General features: G+C 42.8%; 14 protein-coding genes. 6 read left to right on the top strand and 8 right to left on the bottom strand.

Annotation, left to right across the window (positions count from 1 at the left end; all coding sequences use genetic code 11):
• Positions 1-44 precede the first annotated feature (44 nt).
• Positions 45-638, bottom strand: a complete 594-nt coding sequence (locus H6G08_RS22085; RefSeq protein WP_190546785.1) for a diheme cytochrome c — start codon at positions 636-638, stop codon at positions 45-47.
• Between the two features lie 152 nt (positions 639-790).
• On the opposite strand from H6G08_RS22085, the gene H6G08_RS22080 reads away from it, so the two are divergent.
• The 4 genes from H6G08_RS22080 (at position 791) to H6G08_RS38255 (ending at position 8,560) form a co-directional block, all read left to right on the top strand.
• Entirely contained in the window at positions 791-4,366 is a 3,576-nt protein-coding gene (locus H6G08_RS22080) for a CHAT domain-containing protein (RefSeq protein WP_190546783.1), read from the top strand.
• Positions 4,367-4,513: 147 nt separating this feature from the next.
• Positions 4,514-4,840, top strand: a complete 327-nt coding sequence (locus tag H6G08_RS22075; RefSeq protein WP_190546782.1) for a hypothetical protein — start codon at positions 4,514-4,516, stop codon at positions 4,838-4,840.
• Between the two features lie 121 nt (positions 4,841-4,961).
• Positions 4,962-8,336: a tetratricopeptide repeat protein gene (locus tag H6G08_RS22070; RefSeq protein ID WP_190546780.1), complete on the top strand. Its 3,375-nt coding sequence runs from the start codon at positions 4,962-4,964 to the stop codon at positions 8,334-8,336.
• Positions 8,337-8,431: 95 nt separating this feature from the next.
• On the top strand, positions 8,432-8,560 hold the full coding sequence (locus tag H6G08_RS38255) for a hypothetical protein (RefSeq protein ID WP_277877849.1): 129 nt from the start codon (positions 8,432-8,434) through the stop codon (positions 8,558-8,560).
• A gap of 524 nt (positions 8,561-9,084) precedes the next feature.
• Here the strand turns inward: H6G08_RS38255 and H6G08_RS22065 are convergent.
• Positions 9,085-9,288 carry a hypothetical protein gene (locus H6G08_RS22065; protein WP_190546778.1) on the bottom strand — a complete coding sequence of 68 codons (204 nt, stop codon included), beginning with the start codon at positions 9,286-9,288 and terminating at the stop codon, positions 9,085-9,087.
• Positions 9,289-9,305: 17 nt separating this feature from the next.
• Here H6G08_RS22065 and H6G08_RS22060 point away from each other — a divergent pair, with 17 nt between their 5' ends.
• Complete coding sequence (locus tag H6G08_RS22060) at positions 9,306-9,962, top strand: transposase (RefSeq protein ID WP_190546776.1); 657 nt, start codon at positions 9,306-9,308, stop codon at positions 9,960-9,962.
• Positions 9,963-10,151: 189 nt separating this feature from the next.
• On the opposite strand, the gene H6G08_RS22055 is transcribed toward H6G08_RS22060, so the two are convergent.
• The 6 genes from H6G08_RS22055 to surE form a co-directional block, all read right to left on the bottom strand.
• Complete coding sequence (locus H6G08_RS22055) at positions 10,152-12,518, bottom strand: adenylate/guanylate cyclase domain-containing protein (RefSeq protein ID WP_199322690.1); 2,367 nt, start codon at positions 12,516-12,518, stop codon at positions 10,152-10,154.
• A 359-nt stretch (positions 12,519-12,877) separates the two neighbouring features.
• Positions 12,878-13,786: an AAA family ATPase gene (locus H6G08_RS22050; protein WP_190546849.1), complete on the bottom strand. Its 909-nt coding sequence runs from the start codon at positions 13,784-13,786 to the stop codon at positions 12,878-12,880.
• A gap of 177 nt (positions 13,787-13,963) precedes the next feature.
• Positions 13,964-15,052 carry a bifunctional riboflavin kinase/FAD synthetase gene (locus H6G08_RS22040; RefSeq protein ID WP_190546774.1) on the bottom strand — a complete coding sequence of 363 codons (1,089 nt, stop codon included), beginning with the start codon at positions 15,050-15,052 and terminating at the stop codon, positions 13,964-13,966.
• A 42-nt stretch (positions 15,053-15,094) separates the two neighbouring features.
• Positions 15,095-15,286, bottom strand: a complete 192-nt coding sequence (locus H6G08_RS22035) for a hypothetical protein (RefSeq protein WP_190546772.1) — start codon at positions 15,284-15,286, stop codon at positions 15,095-15,097.
• 200 nt (positions 15,287-15,486) lie between these two features.
• Positions 15,487-16,371 (bottom strand): MBL fold metallo-hydrolase, encoded by an 885-nt coding sequence (locus tag H6G08_RS22030; protein WP_190546770.1) that lies wholly within the window; start codon positions 16,369-16,371, stop codon positions 15,487-15,489.
• A gap of 293 nt (positions 16,372-16,664) precedes the next feature.
• Positions 16,665-17,462: a 5'/3'-nucleotidase SurE gene (gene surE / locus H6G08_RS22025; RefSeq protein ID WP_190546768.1), complete on the bottom strand. Its 798-nt coding sequence runs from the start codon at positions 17,460-17,462 to the stop codon at positions 16,665-16,667.
• Between the two features lie 231 nt (positions 17,463-17,693).
• On the opposite strand from surE, the gene pheS reads away from it, so the two are divergent.
• Complete coding sequence (pheS, locus tag H6G08_RS22020) at positions 17,694-18,686, top strand: phenylalanine--tRNA ligase subunit alpha (protein WP_096646015.1); 993 nt, start codon at positions 17,694-17,696, stop codon at positions 18,684-18,686.
• The last annotated feature ends 37 nt before the right edge of the window (positions 18,687-18,723 follow it).

Here is an 18,723-nt window from a genome sequence, read left to right as displayed (position 1 = left end):
CATTGGGCAGAGACGCGATTAATCGCGTCTCTACAATTGTCCCCTTACGGAGAACTCTCCATTTCCGGACTCAGGCGACGGTAATTATAGTCGGTGGCGCTGGGGTGACAGCTGACACAGCTACTAATTTGTATTGGCTGGGGTAATTTGACTTTGGGATGTAAGGCTTTAAAATAACGGGAATCTTTGACGCGATAAGGTGTTTCTTCGTCTTTGCGTTGGGGACGAGAGAAGGTTTGCAGATACCTCCAGATTAAAATGCGCGGCGGATCGATTAAAGGTTGTAGCTGTGCGCCGTAGTGCTGGGAGTCTTCTAAAAGATTTTTCCAGGTTTGGCTAGGTAATACGGCTGGTGGTAAGGCGATATGACAAGTTGAGCAGTTTTCTATATATAATTGTTGACCCAGCTGATATTGTGCGGGTACTACGTCAACAGTGCCAATTTCTGCGTTAGGGGTAGCACCTTGGACGTTGCTAGCTACAGACAACAGCCAACCCATTGCTAGACTCCATGCCAATACTACCAATAGTAAACCTAAAGGCTGGCGGTTTAATTTGTTGCGGTGGCGTAGGCGTAGCCCGCCGTAGGCATCGCGTTTTTCTTTACTACCTAATCTCCGTTTGACAAAATTTGACATTCCTCACATCCCCAAATTCTTCCCTATAGCACTGATATCACAGTCTTTGAATCATCACTAGATTCTGGGACGTGGAAAGTTTTGCATATGTTCACCCTGTATGGGAGATATAGATGATTGAGCTATTTGATTACTGCTATTTGAGGAATGTTATGTCATACCATTTTCAGTCCCTCACTCTGTTTACTTTAATATTTTCTTTAACTTGTCCCGTCGCATCAGCAGCAAGTAACCGCTTTGTGTCTCAGGATACTTTAGCTCAAAATACAACTACCCAAACTAATCAAAACCGTCAAACCCAAGCCGATAAATTATTACAGCAAGGAATTACTCAATTAAAAGCTAATCAGTTTGATGCTGCAATCAAGTCTTTAGAACAAGCATTAAAAATTTATCAACAAATTAAAAACCCTGGGGGAGAAGGGGAAACTCTCAAGAATTTAGGAACTGTTTATGTTAATAAGAAAAATCATCCTAAAGCTATTGAATTATATCAGCAGAGTTTAGTAATTGCACGAGAAATTAAAAACAGAAATTTAGAGGCGGAAAATCTGCTGAATTTAGGTACTGTACATAACACCATCAAGCAACCCGATAAAGCATTGGGTTTCTTACAGCAGAGTTTGCAGATTGCGCAAGAGATGAAAAGCCGTGAGTTACAATTTAAGGTTTTACCCCAGTTGATAGAAGCTTATACAGCTAAGGGTGATAGTAAAAAAGTTGAAGAATATACACAACAATTATTTACTGACTTTCCCGGATTATCAAAATATTTCGTGGGATTTCTGTTATTCGGTGAACTCTCAGCTAATAATCAGCAAAAAAAATATCCTCAAGCTATTACCGCAGGTCAACAAGCATTAGAAATATTTCAGCAAACTAAACTAGAAGCAGTCGAATTAGACTTGTTTGTCAGTTTAGTCGGTGAAAATTTTAAAGGGATGTCACCAGAGCTATTACAGACGATTTTTCAAGTTTTAGTCATGGGAGAACTGTTAAATTCCTATGAGGCGATCGCAGATTATCCGAAAGTTATTGTTTTAGGACAACAATTTAGAGAAATTACGCAAAAACTTCAGGATAATGACTGGAAATTCATAGCCGAGATTTCTCAGGAAGGTAAGACTAAACAATCACCGGATTACTTTAAGAAAAACTTTCAATTAACTAGTGCATTTTTATTGAGTAAAGCTTATGACATTTCTGGAGAATATGCAAAATCTTTGACTTTTGCTCAAGAAGCATTACCAATTGCGCGAGAACTCAAAAATGCCGAAATGGAGGCTAATATTTTACTCACTCTGGCGAGTGCTTCTAGTTCCTTAGCTGTATCTGATGCAGAAAATGAAAAAAGTTTAGCTTTCGCGCAACAAGCTTTAAAAATTGCCAAACAACTGAAAAATCTCCAACTAGAATCAGAAGCTTTAAATCGAATTGCTTACATTTATGACTCTGTAGAAGAGTATCAAAAAAGTATAGAATTTGCTTCTGCTAGTTTAGAAATAGCTAAAAAAACTAAAGAGCCTTCGGCAATTGCTCAACCTTTATTAACATTAGCTGTTACTTATATAAATTTAGGAGATTATCAAAAATCTAATCAATTAGCACAAGAAGCATTAAGTACAGCACGAAAGTTAAAAAATATCCCAGAAATTGAAGGAATATCTCTGTTGTTTTTGAGCATCAATAATTTTGTGAAAAGCGACTATCAAAAAACTATTGCTTTTGCTCAAGAAGGTTTAAATCTCATACCAAAAATCAAGATTCCTTACTATAAACAGCAATTAGAAATGCTGAATAATCTGTTTATAGGTATAGGACATGGTGGTTTAAATGATAATCAAAAAGCTATTGATTACTTGCAAAAAAGCTTGCAAGTAGTTAGGGATAATAAAGAAGTCAAAACGGAATCACAGATATTAGTATTTTTAGGGGGATTTTATCGACGGACTAAACAATATCAACAAGCAATTGATACTTATAATCAAGCTGCGGCTTTAGCCGATCAACTAAATTATTCTGGTAATCGGGCTGTATTATATGCAGGTTTAGCCCGCACATATCGAGAATTAAATCAACCAACTACGGCGATAACTTATTATCAAAAAGCAATTAACGATATTGAAAAGGTACGCGAAAAAAATCGCGGTTTATCACGAGAATTACAATCATCGCTGCTACAAGCAATTCAAGATGCTGATAGAACTAGCATTACTGATATCTATCGGGAATATGCCAATTTATTGATGTCCCAAGGGCGGAGTTTAGAAGCTGGTCAAGTGTTAGAATTATTAAAGGTACAAGAATTAAGCGAATTTGCCAATCGCAAACCTAGCACTACTCCTAAGCCAATTGCACAAACTCCTACGGAAGCGAAGATTATTAAAAATTATGGCAGTTTGATTGCTTTTGGGCAAAAGTTTGATGAATGTCAAAAAACCAATTGTCCAGAGAAAGCTAAATTAGCTGATGAAAGAGATGCTTTGATTTCCGAATTTAATCAGAGGATTCAAAACTTAGAGAAAAATGTCCGCGATCGCCTTGCTAAAGACAGAGGTACTTTAGATGCGCAAGACTTACGCAGTGTGGGTAAGAAAATTGTCGAATCGCAAGAAAGTACAGTTTTAATTAATGTCTTTGTAGTTGAGGATAAAACTTGGATTTGGTGGGTATCTAAAGGTGGTGTAGTTAAAAGTGTCGAAGTTCCTGTAAGCGAGCCAAAAATTCGGGAGACAGTGAATAAATTCCGCAGATTATTACAAAATCCCAGTTCTGATATTCAAGAATTAAAAGCCACAGGAAAACAACTTTACGATTGGTTAATTAAACCTGTAGAACCAGAATTAAAAGCCAATAAAATTCAAAATCTGGTATTTTCTTTAGATAGGGCTGCGCGTTATATTCCCATAGGTGCTTTATATGATGGTCAACAATATCTGATTGAAAACTATAATATTTCTACAGTGTTATCTGCGGGGTTAACAGATACCGAATCGCGCCTACCTGCGGGAAGTGCAAATACTAAAGTTTTGGGCTTAGGTTTATCTAACGCCGTACCAGGGTTTAATCCTTTACCTAATGTCCCCACCGAATTAGACACCATTATTCGCCAAACACCCAGCGATAAAAATGGGATTTATCCAGGGAAAAAATACCTGAATAAGGAATTTGATTATCGGACTTTGCGAGATAATCTCAAGGGACATAATATTTTGCATATCGCTACTCATGGTGTGTTTGTTCCAGGAAGACAAGATGATTCTTATTTGGTATTAGGAACAGGAGAGAAATTACCAATTCCCCAAATTGATAATTTAGAAGATTTAAGCGATGTGCATTTAGTAGTACTTTCAGCTTGTGAGACTGCGCTAGGAGAAACTGCAAAAGATGGGATTGAAATTCCGGGAGTTAGCTTTTATTTTCTCAACCGTCGCGCTAAGGCGGTAATGGCTTCTTTATGGTTGGTAGATGATGCTAGTACTAGTTTGTTAATGCAGCAATTTTATGCAAATTTAGCTAAGGATAATCAACCAACAAAAGCCCAAGCTTTACGTGAAGCACAATTGAGTTTGTTACGTGGGAATAATAGTGCAAATTCAAGTGGTGATAGGGGTGCGATTAATGTGGAACCAGTACCAGGTTCATCGACAAAACCGGGGAGAAATTTGACGAATTATTCTCATCCTTATTATTGGGCACCATTTATTTTAATTGGTAATGGACTGTAGATAATTCGTAATTCGTAATTCGTAATTTGGGAGTTGACAGTCTTTTGTTTTGTGCGGTGAGGAGTTTAGCCTTTTTCTTGAGGATTGAAGTCCTCACTACGGGATTGATTATTTACAATCAGCTTGGAGATATTTGTAGGTAAATTTATGGCGGATATTCTAGTATCGATTGAGGGTGAAGATGCGATCGCAGCTACGGAGGAGTTATTGGCGATTCCTGGTATATCTGGTAACTATACGGTAAATGAGGAAGAACCGACGCGAGAAACTGTAATCGCAACGGTGGCGACTATTGTGGGGATTGTTGGCGGTACGATCGCAATTGCTGAACAAATCCGCAAGTGGTATCAGGAGTATCAAGCGAAACAGTCTGGTAAAAGAATTGAAAAGGTGTTGATTGTCGGGCGCAATGGTAGGCGGTTGTTGTTGAAGAATCCGACATTGGAAGAGATTAGGCAAATTTTGGAATCGTAAAGGCGGAATGAATTGTAAAGACGCGATGGCTCAAGACGCGATGAATCGCGTCTCTACAATTATGGGACGGGATTGGGGGTGATAAACTTGGGGATAATACTGGATTGTTGGGATTCGGAATGTGCAAATTCTCCACCTCGAACTGAAGCATATTGCGGGTGATTACGTAGAGTTACGGTATTTTGTTGATAATCCAAATCAGTATGAAAAGCGATCGCTCCCCCTTTCAGAAATCGCTGATTTGATTGATTTGGCGGAGCGAGATTATTATGTTTCGTCCTTACCAGAAGATTATGCGGTAACTGGGCGGCGGTTGTATAACTGGTTGGATGGGAGCGATCGCAATCTGCAATCCTTAATAGATAAGCATCGGCGGGATGGGGTTGTATTGGCTATAAACACCGAACTTGTAGAGACGCGATTTTTAAAGACGCGATTAATCGCGTCTCTACAACATTTACCTTGGGAAGTTTTGCATGATGGTACTAGCTTTTTGGTGCAACGTGTCCCGGCTGTTGTGCCGGTGCGGTGGGTGTCGGATAGCAAGGTAAAAAAATTGACTATTGCAGGGGAACCAGAAAACCGGGCGCTGCAAGTTTTATTTATGGCGACTTCGCCGTTGAATGTCGCACCTGTGCTGGATTTTGAAGCCGAGGAAGGGCGGATTTTAGTAGCGACGGCGCGACAACCTTTAGCCTTGACTGTGGAAGAAAGCGGCTGTTTGTCCGAGTTGGGTTATTTAGTTAAGAGTTACGACAGGGATTATTTTGATGTTTTACACCTGACTGGTCATGCTACTTTACAAGATGGGCAACCCCGCTTTGTAACTGAAACCTTCACAGGTGAAGCTTACTATGCCAGTGCAGCAGATATCGCCCAAGAATTACAATTTCGATTGCCTAAGCTGATTTTCCTCTCTGGTTGTCGCACTGGGCAAGCTGGTAATGGCGGTGATGTACCTTCAATGGCGGAAGAATTGCTGCAAGCTGGTGCGAAGGCGGTTTTGGGTTGGGGACAAAAGGTATTAGATCCAGAAGCGACGGCTGCGGCGGCTGCATTGTATCAGGAATTAGCGGCGGGGAAGCAAATTGTTGAGGCTGTTGCTAGTACTTACCAAGCGTTAATTAAGAATAAAGCGCGGGATTGGCATTTGTTGCGGCTGTATGCAGCAGGTGATTTACCCGGTGCATTAGTCACACCCTTGCGGACTCGCGGACGAAAACCTGCACCAGCGCCTTCTGTGACTACCCAGTTTTTAGATCCGGTGGGTAAGGTGAAAGTCCCGACGCGAGAAAGTTTTGTTGGTCGTCGCCGTCAGTTGCAAAATTGTTTAAGGGTGCTGACACAATCTCCCGATGAAATTGGGGTGTTGATTCATGGGATGGGCGGTTTGGGTAAAAGTAGTTTAGCAGCTAGGCTGTGCGACAGACTGCTGAATTTTGAGCGTGTTGTGTGGGTGGGAAGAATTGATGAAGGTAATTTAGTGAGTCGGTTGGCGGAAAAGTTGGATGATAACGAACAACGTAAAAGCTTACAAAATTACGATGAAGAATTGAAATTTCGGCTGCGGCGAGTTTTGCAGCAGTTGCATGAGAGTGGAAAGTCGTTTTTGTTGGTGCTGGATGACTTTGAGGTAAATTTAGCACCCCGCAATGAGGGTTATGTGCTGCAAGCGGAAGCAGCCGAGGTGTTGAAAGCTTTGGTTTGGGCGATTAGAGAAAATTCCACATCCCACCGCATCATTATTACTTGCCGTTACGATTTTGAATTTAGCCAGTTGCAGTATTTCTACAAGCAGCCGTTGGATGCACTGCAAGGCGCAGATTTGCGAAAAAAGTTTAATCGCCTCACTGCTTTTGGTGAGAAATCTCAGGTTGATGAGGCATTGAAGTTACAAGCGCAGAAATTGGCGGATGGGAATCCCCGCTTGCTGGAATGGTTGGATAAGATTCTGCAAAATCAAACTGTTGATCGAGCAGCAATTTTGCAGAGGTTAGCAGCAGATCCGGTGGAGTTGCGAGAGCAAGTTTTGGCTGAGGCGCTGCTGCAACAGATGGATGAAACTATGCGGGAGATGTTGTCACGGGGTTTGGTGTTTGAGTTACCAGTACCAAGGGAAGTGTTAGCCGCAGTTTGTGAGAATATCCCTAGTTTGGAAGATTATATTAATCGGGCGGTGGCGTTGGGGTTGTTGGAAGTCAGCCATGATGAAGCGTTGCGAGTGCCGCGTATTTTGCCTGTGCAGTTACCGGGAGATGGGGAGGGTTTGTATAAGCAAGCGGCTGAGGTATTGTATCGCCTTTGGTGGGAAGAGGCGGAAACTTCAAGTGAGGAACAAAGGTTAGAAATTCATCGGCTGGGGTTGTTGGGGAAAGAAGAAAAAAAAGCTGCCGACATAGCTAGCATTTTAGCAAATCGCTTGTGGCATCAAAGCCGTTTTAGAGAAGCACTGCAACTGTGTAAATCAACTTTAGAAATTACTGAAGACTATCGCGTTCTCAACGAAATGGGGCATTGTGAGAGCCAAGTTGGTGAAGTTGATAAAGCACTAAAGCATTATCAACAAGCGTTAAATCTTTGTCACCCAGAAGACAAACCAGAGCAAGCATCAATTAGTCACCATTTGGGAATGCTCAAAGCCGATACCGGAGAAATCACGGAAGCGATCACTCTATATCAAAAATCCCTGGCTATCACAGAACAGATCGGCAATGTCCAAGGCAAAGCGGCGACGTTGCACGAACTGGGGAGACTCAAAGCCAATAGCGGCGAAATCACCGCAGCGATCGCCCTATATCAACAATCCCTGGCGCTATTTGAACAAATCGGCGATGTCCAAGGCAAAGCGGCGACGTTGCACTGTCTGGGAGTACTCAAAGCCAATAGCGGCGAAATCACCGCAGCGATCGCCCTATATCAACAATCCCTGGCGCTGTTTGAACAAATCGGCGATGTCCAAGGTAAAGCGGCGACGTTGCACCAACTGGCGATACTCAAAGCCAATGGCAGCGAAATCACCGCAGCGATCGCTCTTTATCAACAATCCCTAGCGCTGTTTGAACAAATCGGCGATGTCCAAGGCAAAGCGGCGACGTTGCACTGTCTGGGAGTACTCAAAGCCAATAGCGGCGAAATTACCGCAGCAATCGCCCTATATCAACAATCCCTAGCGCTCAAAGAAGAAATCAGCGATGTCCAAGGCAAAGCGGCGACGTTGCACTGTTTGGGAGTACTCAAAGCCAATAGCGGGGAAATCACCGAATCGATCGCTCTTTTTCAACAATCCCTGGCGCTCAAGGAACAAATCGGCGATGTCCAAGGCAACGCGGCGACGTTGTGGTGGTTAGGACATATAGCAGAACAACAGGGTAATTACAATCAAGCACTAGATTATTTGCAGCCAGCTTTGGAGATATTACAGCGTATCCAATCGCCTGATGCTGAAGAAATTAGGCAAGTTGTAGCGAGAGTGCAAGGGTTAATTGATAATTCGTAATTCGTAATTCGTAATTCGTAATTTGTCATTGCGAATGGAACGAAGTTAAGAATAAATGTAGGTTGGGTAGAACGAAGTGAAACCCAACATCTACAATGTATTACAGCGTTGGGTTACCCTACGGGAAGCCGCTCCGCGTCTACGTCCCTCAACCCAACCTACATCTCTCAATTGTGCTGGGTGCGATCGCCGATTTTGCGTTACAGCTATTTTCAGGTAAATAGACACGCGGTAGGGGCACGGCATCAAAAATATTTTGGTACATACAATAATTTTACTGGTGCCGTGCCCCTACGACTTATCCACCAGTTTTTGATATTCATTAATGAGGCTTGGAAGCTCATTAATCAGTCTTTGATACTCGTGAATGAGTCTTTAATACTCGTTAACCAGTCTTTGATACTCGTGAATGAGTCTTTGATACTCGTGAATGAGTCTTTGATACTCATTAATCAGTCTTTGATACTCGTGAATGAGTCTTTGATACTCGTTAACCAGTCTTTAATACTCGTTAACCAGTCTTTGATACTCGTTAATGAGGCTCAGAAGTTCATTAATGAGGCTTTGATATTTGTTTACCTGCTTGTTTGGCTAGTACTTGGGTTATCTTACCTTGCGATCGCCCTAATTTAGCCTGAAGCAAATTCTCAACTCAAGAATTTGACATCCTGTAGCATCAATCAGCACATCTTATATTTGTCACGTTTTATAAATTTTCTCAATCAATCGCCAGCTTTGTGCATCTGATTTAGACGATCGCCATGTTTTGTGATTTTACCCAAATCTGTAATATGCGATCGCCTGTAGTGAAACAGATATTTTCAAGAGTGCGATCGTTTTTTTGATTGCAAAAATTAATAGCTTTGGTTTCTGTGGAAATAATTCCGAATTTTTTGGGTTGGCAATTAGATAAATGCGCAGCAATAATTACATGATTATAAATTCTTTGCATCAATCAAAGATGTAATCATGAATAATTACGAGCCTGAATGGAAAAACGACAAACCTAAATATAAAGGTAAATATCGCGTTGATTCAACAAGGTTACCAGCATGGAATTATGCTAGCAATGGTGCATATTTTCTGACTCTTTGCACGCAGGGTAAAAAATACTTTTTTGGTGAGGTTGTGCAGGGGGAAATGCAGTTATCGCCAGTTGGAGAGGTTGTCCAGAGGTTGTGGGGTGATATTCCTAATCAGTTTTCTAATTGTGATATAGATGTGTTTTGCGTTATGCCTAATCATATTCACGGCATTTTGATAATTAATCAAGCACAAGGTTCTGTTGATTTTGAGGAAGGAGGGGACGCGGTGAATTGCGATAAACAGGGGGACGCGGTGAATTTGATGAATTCGCAAGGAGACGCGATGAATCGCGTCTCTACAAGAGGGGGGGTGACGGGGTTGTTTAATCCGATGTTGTCGAAAAATTCGGTTTCTAAAATTTTGCGGTGGTATAAGGGACGATGTACGTTTGAAATTAATCAAATTTATCAAGGTTTTGGATGGCAAGAAAGATTTCATGATGAAATAATTCGCGATCAATTCGCCCTAGATAATATTCGACAATATATTATCAATAACCCAATCAATTGGCACCGCGATCGCCATCGACAACCCCATTAACCCCTTGTAGAGACGCGATTCATCGCGTCTCCCTGTGTGACGGAATTCATCGCGTCTTCTTCTTGAATCGATTCATCGCGTCTCCCTGTGTGACGGAATTCATCGCGTCTTCTTCTTGAATCGATTCATCGCGTCTCCCTGTGTGACGGAATTCATCGCGTCTCCATCGTAATGAATCCCGTCCAAATTTCAACCATCCAAACAAGGAACATCATAAAACCGATCCAGCATTGCCCGCACAGATGGCGGCAAAGATGTAAAGTGAATATAAAAGCTATTCTCCGGTGCAGGTTTTTCTAACACCTTGGCATAAAAATCTTCCCCTACCCCTGACGACACATCCTTATTCAGCAAAATTAACTTCAAATTTGTCAAAGGTGGCGGTAATTCTCCCCCATCGCTGTTGTATTTAATCAAAGCTTCTCGATGGGAAAGTTGAATAATTTCCCCCGCATACAAGCGATCGCCTACATGTTTGCTTTCTAATGTGACGTACTGGAGTAAAATCGGCTCAGGCAATTCGTGGAATTCTTCTGTAGACTTGGTGAGATATAAATTATGCTCTCCCGCAATCCCGCTAATTTCATACAGATTAATCGGATCTTTGACTCCTTTCATCTGCACCTGTTGCTTACCATCTACTTTGACAATCTCCCGTACTTCCCCTAACACATCCTCGGAAATTATAATTTGTCCGCCGACGCTACAAGCTTCAATGCGGTAGGCGAGGTTAATATGATTTCCCACCACACCATATTTTGTGCGTTTGACTGAACCAATATTACCAACCACAACCTCACCTGTATGAATCCCAATCCCCATTTCCAGAGGAGGGAAACCCCATAGTTGCATTTGTTGGTTAACGGGAATCATGGCTTGTTGCATGGCGATTGCACAGGCGATCGCTCTTTCTGTATCATTTTCTCTCATAGTCGGCGCACCAAATAATGTGAGAATCCCATCACCCATGAATTCATCTATGGTTCCTTCATAATGGGTAATCACATCCGCCATATATTCCAGGTAAAAATTGAGAATCTTAATTACTTCCTCTGGGGATAGTCGTTCGGCTGTCGCCGTAAAACCACGTAAATCGGAAATGAGAATGGTAATTTTTTTGCGCGTACCGCCTAACTCTAGCCCTTGGGGTGTTTCTAGTAAATTGCTGACAATCTCATCACTGAGGTAGCGCCCAAAGATTTGGCGAATCAGTGCATTACGGTTTTTCAGTTCTTGATTTGTCTTGGCTAATGCTTGAGTGCGATCGCGTACTTTTTGTTCTAAAGTAGCAAACAATTCCTTTAACTGTTGCGCCATGCTGGTGAAAGATTCCGCCAGTTCGCCAATTTCATACGAACCCTCAATTACTAACTTTTGTTCCCAATTTCCATCAGCTAAATCCCTAGCTGCATGATTTAAGCGCTGAATTGGCTTAACAATCCACAGAGATGTTTGCAAACCCAACACCGTTGCAATAATCAGCGACAGCAGACACAACATAACTGTGAGTCTGGTATTTTCCTGAATCCGCGCCATAAAATCCGCTTCGGGAATCACCACCGCAATTAAACAATCCAATCCCCGACTATCTTTTAATGGTGTCACCTGGAGAAATTGACGTTCTCCCTGAATCTCAAAGTCTAGGAGTTGACTGTTGTGAATTTGCGCAAAATCGCCAAATTTCTGTTCTAAATGTTTCGCACTCTGCTGAATCAGATAATTTTGACTTTCAGAAGCTTTAATTCTTTGTGTAGGCGGATTCTTACTCTGGCGGTTACTTGCATCTGGGGTAGATGTCGCCACCAACAACCCGGATCGCTCCATAATAAAAGTTTGACCAGATTTACCAATCTTCAAACTTTGCAAAAATCTATTTACTTCGTAAAAAATAAATTCGCTACCCAGTACCCCCTTGAGTTTCCCCTGCTTGTCATAGACAGGTTGAGCGGCGGTAATTGCTAATCCTCCCGTACTAAAATCGCGGTAGATTTTACTCCAAGTTGGTTTACCAGCCGCCACAGCTTCCTGATACCAAGGACGTTGACGCGCATCAAAATTAGGTAGAGATTGGATCATTTTTGTGCGATCGCCTTGATTATTGGTAGCAAAATACTGATTATGTCCTGTAGTGCGATCGCGTTGCATTACCTGCAACTCACCATTGGCTAACCTTCTAGCACCTAAATATTCCCCATCAGCGTTACCATAAAAGTTATAGGTAATTACCGAAAAAGTCCGAATTTGCTGCCAAAAATACTTCTGTTTATACTGAATATTTTGTGTATCTAACTGCCCTAACTCAATTGCATTAGCATTCAGGCGATTAATTAAATGAGGCGTTTCGATATAAACCTGCAATTGATCCTTAACTCTTGCAGTCACCTCATCCCGCAACTGGGTGGCGACTTCATTCACAGCCCTTTGTCCATTGCGAAAAGAGAAATATCCGGTAAGTCCTACCGCAGTCATCACCTGGAGTAGTGTAGAGACAACAAAAATTACTCGTAGGGGCATTTGTTTATACATAACTTCATAGCTGGATGCGCAATTCCGCATCAGCAGATATCCTCCAGGTGAATGTTCCTCTCTACTCAGGATTCCCAGATTAGATAGTGAAGGTAATATTTTTTTCGTTGACGGTTGACGGTTGACGGTTGACTGTATTTACCGAACTATTTTAGAGATAATTGTGTTTAAAATAACAAAACCCGCCTGAGCGGGCTAAATAGAAGATGAAAGCACTTATTTAGGGAGCATCCCAAATGTGCAAAAACGCCCTCACCCTATAAGGGTGAGGCTAGAAATACGAAGCCTGCCTTCGCAGGCTATCAAACTTTTAGCCTGCGAAGGCAGGCTTTGTTGGTATAGCAATACCCTAGAAGGGTATTGCGTCAAAATTGGGATGCTCCCCTTATTTAGGGAATGGGTTGCGATCGCAATAATCGCTCAACTACAGTGCGAGAACTGCGCCCGCCTCTTGTAATTAAACGATGGCCTAGTACATGGGGCACGAGAAATTTGACATCATCGGGAATGGCATATTCACGCCCTAAAATAAAAGCGAGGGCTTGGGTAGCTTTTTGTAATGCCACCGTACCACGGGGACTCACACCAAGGGAAATTTCCTCATCTTGCCTTGTCGCCCTTACCAAATCTAAGATGTATTGCTGTAAAGTCGGTTCTACCCTCACTTGCGCACAGAGTTGTCGCAATTGCGTCACTTCGTCCAAGGTAATGCAAGCTTGCAAATCATCGGCTTTGATATTATCAGCCAAATTTTGCAGCATTTGCAGTTCTTCTGCCTCAGAAGGATAGCCCAAACTCAAGGACAGCATAAACCGATCCATCTGCGCTTCTGGTAGCGGGAAAGTTCCCTGATATTCAATGGGGTTTTGGGTAGCGATAACAAAGAACGGCTTAGGTACAGGACGAGAAACCCCATCAACTGTTACCTGATGTTCTTCCATTACCTCTAACAACGCTGACTGAGTTCTAGGTGTAGCGCGGTTGATTTCGTCAGCTAAGAGTACATTAGCAAATATTGGCCCGGGAAGAAAGCTAAATTCGCCGCTTTTTGGGTTCCAAATGTTAGTCCCTGTAACATCAGTTGGCAATAAATCAGGGGTACATTGTAGCCGTTGAAACTTACCATCAACAGAACGCGCTAAAGACTTAGCTAGCAGAGTTTTACCAACACCAGGAACATCTTCTAATAAAGCATGACCACCGCCAAAAAGAGCAACCAGCACCAAACGTATTGCTTCAGTTTTACCAACGATAGTACGAGACAGGTTTTGTGTTAAAGCGTCAATTTTTTCTCTCATGCACCAGGATTGGGTATAGGGCATTGGGCATTGGGCATTGGGCATGGGGCATTGGGCATTGGGCATGGGGCATGAATAATTGATATCCCCCTTGTCCTCCTTGTCTTCCTTGTCCCCCTTGTCCCCTTCCCTAGCCCCTAGCCCCTCCTATTGTTCCCAACCAAGCGGCACAACTCATCATGGAAATAGCAAAACTTCTTTCGCAATATTGCAATCGAGTTGAATTTGTGCTTTGAGTGCTTCTAGGGAAGAAAATTTTTGTTCGGGGCGTAAAAATTCCACCAGCTGCACAGCTAACTGTTTACCGTACAAGTCTCCCGCCCAATCGAATAAATGGACTTCTACCGATGTATTGATACCTGCAACGGTGGGACGATTACCGATATTCATCACTCCCAATAGGGGGATAGATGTCTGTGCTGTTGGCTCTGTGAGGAAAACGCGCACGGCGTAAACACCAAAGCGGGGTAAAAATTTATCTTTTGGGAGTTGCAAATTCGCGGTAGGAAAGCCAATGGTTCTACCCAATTGTTGCCCTTGAATCACCAGCCCAAACAAAGTGTAAGGCCTGCCTAATAACAGATTTGCATTTTTGACATCGCCATTTTCTAAGGTTTGGCGGATGAGGGAAGTGCTAATTGGTAAATCTGGTGTAGGTAGAAAATCGACACAATGATTTTCTGGTGGTAATTCAGCCTTACCTGCGTATTTTTCTAGAGTAACTATGGTGACAGGGATATCATATTTTGCGGCGAGTAGTTGTAAATCCCTGGCTGTACCGGTACGCTGTTTGCCAAAACAAAAATCTTGTCCCACACTCAGCTGCTGACATCGCAGTTTTTGCACGAGAATTTTTTCCACAAATTCTTCGGGGGATAAAGCTGATAATTCTTTATCAAAGGGTAATAGTACTAGCTGTTCTATGCCGAGCGATCGCAATTGGGCAACTTTTTCATCTAGGGGAGTTAATAACGCCCTGGGTTGTCCCGAAAAAAACTCCTGGGGATGGGGATGAAAGGTGACAACAGTTGAGTATATATGGTTTGTAGCGTCTGTGGGTGAGAGTTCGAGTACATTGCTCTCTTCTGCATCCAAAGTCCTTGGTGGAACTTGTTTGTTTGCTCGCTGCAAAACTGGTTTAATTACTCTTTGATGGCCAAGATGCACGCCATCAAATTTGCCAAGAGCCACAGCCGTTGGCGTTAACAGTTCTTCGGTTGCAGAAGCAACCCACACAGAACACCCATTTTGAGACAAATTTAGCACTTGATTCTGGGATTTTAGGTTTATTTAGCTATCAGCCACAAGCTACCTGATGGGTAACCGCCTAGAGGAGAAAATGCGATCGCAGGCGAGATGACATTTTTTGCCATCAGCCAAGGAATGACATAACTGACTGTTTAGCCACAGCATACTCTCAGGAAAGTCGCCAACGGTTAACCGCTCGTTACTCAGTCCATAGCACCCGATACCATAGCCATTTTGGCTTGAGGCTGACATTTTGGGTTGTGGCGAGGTTTGACTCGCAAAAGCCCCAACAGAGTTATTCTCCAGGCTTGTTTGCTCCTCTGATGAACTCGCAAAGCTAGTTCTTCAGTTTTCGCAGTTTACCTCAAAGGCCACTCTCTTGCTGAGAGCTTCCGATCAACAATCTAATCTAAAATCTCGAATCAATGCGACTGCTACCTTTAAACAAAAAATTAGCTAACTGATAAAGATTCTGATAAAGGCACGGAAACGGGAATATTGACTACTAACCCTTCCTTGGCCATGATGGCATTGGGGAATTGCTCTACCGCTTGTTTGGCGATTTTATCTAAAAAATCATCGTTATGGGCAGGGTCGTGGTGGAAAATTACCAGAGTCTTCACCTTAGCAGCTTTAGCAATTTTTACCGCTTCTTGCCAAGTGGAATGTCCCCAGCCAATTCTCGGTGATGTGGGCGAATGATACTCATCATCAGTATAAGTAGAATCATAAATCAGCACATCGGCATTCCGGGCTAGCCACAGGACATTTTCATCCAGGCGATCGGGAAAATGTTCTGTATCAGTAATGTAAGCCGCAGCACCGCCAAGCCAGTTGACGCGATATCCCACCGCTTCACCGGGGTGATTGAGTGGTGCTGTTTCTACGGTAATGTCATTAATATGTATTGGTTGCCCCGGTGTAATGTCACAAAAGTTCAAGTTAGCCTGCATAATTTGCAAAGGCACCGGAAAATTTGGGTGCAGCATTTGGTCATTCAGGCGCTGTTCAATTGTGGAACCATCGGGAGCAATTGCGCCGTAGATTTTAAAACTGTTGCCCTTGACAAACCCTGGTGCAAAGAATGGAAATCCTTGCATGTGATCCCAGTGAGAGTGGGTGAAAAATAGATGACCTTCTAACGGCATTTGTGACAATAAAGATTGTCCCAAAACATGTAGCCCGGTGCCACCATCGAAAATTAAGCGGTTACCACCTACTTGCATGGCGACGCAAGGGGTGTTACCGCCATAACGCACGGTATGTGTCCCTGGACTGGGGATGCTGCCGCGAACGCCCCAAAATTGCACGGTAAATTGGTGTTCTAACCTAGACATGGGTGTTGCTTTCTGGACTGAGCGGGCGATCGATAAAACAAATTGTTACTGATTATTCTTCAGTTTATGCGGTCTTACCATTTTAATAGAGGAGAATTTCTTGGTAAAACAGCATACCCTTTTTCAGGCTATTTTTGTCAGCTTGAGTGAGACATTACTAAGCAAAAATCCTAAGTTATTAGGACTGAGTTTAGCGATGGGATCGAGAGCGCTCCTACTTTATAGCCTAAGTTTCGGGAAAATAGATTTAAATACCTCCTCAGTTGCAAATTTTTCTAAAGAAGACAAAGTTATTACGTAAATTTAAATTCCCAATCTGCTAATTGGTTAATGCCAGTTGCGTAGGTGAGATTGTATTGTAATGGCGTGATACTAATGTAATTTTTACGGATAACATGCACATCAATGGGGATGTGTTGAGGCAAATTTAAACCCTCTGGGGGTTCGACATCCTCAAGCACTTCACCGGTTAACCAGTAGTAGGTTTTACCACGAGGATCGACGCGCTTATCAAATACATCAACATAGCGCCGCACTCCCTGCCGTGTAATTGCTACGCCAGCAATTTCTTCCCACTTCACAGGGGGAATATTTACATTCAGTAACATTAACTCAGGCAGAGGTTTGGCAGCCAGTTGGGCTACGAGATTTTGGGCAAAGCGAGCAGCAACTTGATAGTCTTTATATGTATGACTGGCAAGGCTGAAAGCTATACTGGGAAGACCTTCTATTATACCTTCCATCGCGGCAGACACGGTTCCGGAATAGAGAATTTCCGTGCCTAAATTAGCGCCTTGATTAATTCCAGACAGCACTAAATCGGGGGGAGATTCTAATAAAGCCCAAAGCGCCAATTTCACACAGTCTGAGGGCGTACCATCGCAAGCCCATGCTTTGACATTTGGGTGAAAAATTGACTCGACAATTTCGGCGCGAATCGGTTGGTGTAAGGTTAATCCATGACCGGTGGCCGATCGCTCTCGGTCTGGGCAAACTACGGTTACATCATGACCAGCCTCTGCTAAACTGTTGGCTAAGGTACGAATACCTAAAGCAGAAACTCCGTCATCATTGCTAATGAGTAATTTCATGGTGATTGGTCATTAGTCATGGGTCATTTGTCATTAGTTATTGGTTATTGGCTATTTGTCAATGTCGAGGGTCACAAATAGCAGACAAAAAACAGATGCAAACACTGAATCCCTTATAAACTGGTAAACAGAGGTTTGGTTTTAATGGCATACTACTAGGGTTATTTGCCGACAAGTCCAAAACTTTGGACGATTGACACCAATTGACTATTGACTCTTGAGTATTAACTAATGACTAGCAATTTAGAGGCTCAACTTTTAGCACTACGGCAGGAAGGAGAACAAGCGATCGCAGCTGCTGATACCTTAGAACGCCTAGAAGAACTCAGAGTCAGCTATCTGGGTAAAAAAGGGCAACTAGGGGCACTTTTGCGCAGTATGGGGCAGATGAGTGCAGAAGAACGCCCGAAAATTGGAGCGATCGCCAATACTGTTAAAGAATCTTTACAAGATAGTTTAGATAAGCAGCGCACCGCTTTAGAAACTGCGCAAATTCAAGCCCAGTTAGAAGCGGAAACTCTGGATGTCACTATGCCAGGAATTTTCAGCCCCCAAGGTCGAATTCACCCCCTCAATGGTATTATTGACCGGGCGCTGGATATTTTTGTGGGCATGGGCTACACTGTGGCGCAAGGGCCAGAGATGGAAACAGATTATTACAATTTTGAGGCGTTGAATACTCCGCCAGACCATCCCGCCCGCGATATGCAAGATACATTCTACTTACCAGATGGTAATTTGCTGCGGACTCACACTTCCTCCGTGCAAATTCGTTACATGGAAACGGAAGAACCGCCAATTCGGGTAGTCGCGCCAGGGCGAGTTTATCGCCGGGATAATGTGGATGCGACACACTCAGCCGTTTTCCATCAAATAGAACTTTTAGCCATTGATGAGGGGTTAACATTTACAGACCTCAAAGGCACAATTAAGGTATTTTTGCAAGCTATGTTTGGCGATTTGCCAATTCGCTTCCGTGCGAGTTACTTCCCCTTTACCGAACCTTCTGCAGAAGTGGATTTGCAATGGAATGGGCGCTGGCTGGAAGTGATGGGTTGCGGGATGGTCGATCCAAATGTTTTAAAATCTGTAGGTTATGACCCAGAAATTTATACTGGGTTTGCTGCTGGTTTTGGTGTAGAACGTTTTGCGATGGTTTTACATCAAATGGATGATATTCGCAGGTTGTACGCCAGCGATTTGCGCTTTTTACGCCAGTTTTAAAGCTGATACTTCAATAAACTCTTCTTCTTTGCGTTCT

Origin of the sequence: Calothrix anomala FACHB-343 (assembly GCF_014696435.1) — a bacterium.
Taxonomy (GTDB): Bacteria; Cyanobacteriota; Cyanobacteriia; order Cyanobacteriales; family Nostocaceae; genus Aulosira; species Aulosira anomala_A.
Note: the sequence above shows the minus strand (reverse complement) of the source record. Positions and strands in the feature narration are given on the sequence as shown.

Excerpts from the sequence above, each read along its gene's own strand:
- H6G08_RS22085 (WP_190546785.1), bottom strand. The coding sequence starts at position 638 with ATGTCAAATTTTGTCAAACGGAGATTAGGTAGTAAAGAAAAACGCGAT.
- H6G08_RS22080 (WP_190546783.1), top strand. The coding sequence starts at position 791 with ATGTCATACCATTTTCAGTCCCTCACTCTGTTTACTTTAATATTTTCT.
- H6G08_RS22075 (WP_190546782.1), top strand. The coding sequence starts at position 4,514 with ATGGCGGATATTCTAGTATCGATTGAGGGTGAAGATGCGATCGCAGCT.
- H6G08_RS38255 (WP_277877849.1), top strand. The coding sequence starts at position 8,432 with ATGTATTACAGCGTTGGGTTACCCTACGGGAAGCCGCTCCGCGTCTAC.
- H6G08_RS22065 (WP_190546778.1), bottom strand. The coding sequence starts at position 9,288 with ATGCAAAGAATTTATAATCATGTAATTATTGCTGCGCATTTATCTAAT.
- H6G08_RS22060 (WP_190546776.1), top strand. The coding sequence starts at position 9,306 with ATGAATAATTACGAGCCTGAATGGAAAAACGACAAACCTAAATATAAA.
- H6G08_RS22055 (WP_199322690.1), bottom strand. The coding sequence starts at position 12,518 with ATGCGGAATTGCGCATCCAGCTATGAAGTTATGTATAAACAAATGCCC.
- H6G08_RS22050 (WP_190546849.1), bottom strand. The coding sequence starts at position 13,786 with ATGAGAGAAAAAATTGACGCTTTAACACAAAACCTGTCTCGTACTATC.
- H6G08_RS22035 (WP_190546772.1), bottom strand. The coding sequence starts at position 15,286 with ATGTCAGCCTCAAGCCAAAATGGCTATGGTATCGGGTGCTATGGACTG.
- H6G08_RS22030 (WP_190546770.1), bottom strand. The coding sequence starts at position 16,371 with ATGTCTAGGTTAGAACACCAATTTACCGTGCAATTTTGGGGCGTTCGC.
- surE (WP_190546768.1), bottom strand. The coding sequence starts at position 17,462 with ATGAAATTACTCATTAGCAATGATGACGGAGTTTCTGCTTTAGGTATT.
- pheS (WP_096646015.1), top strand. The coding sequence starts at position 17,694 with ATGACTAGCAATTTAGAGGCTCAACTTTTAGCACTACGGCAGGAAGGA.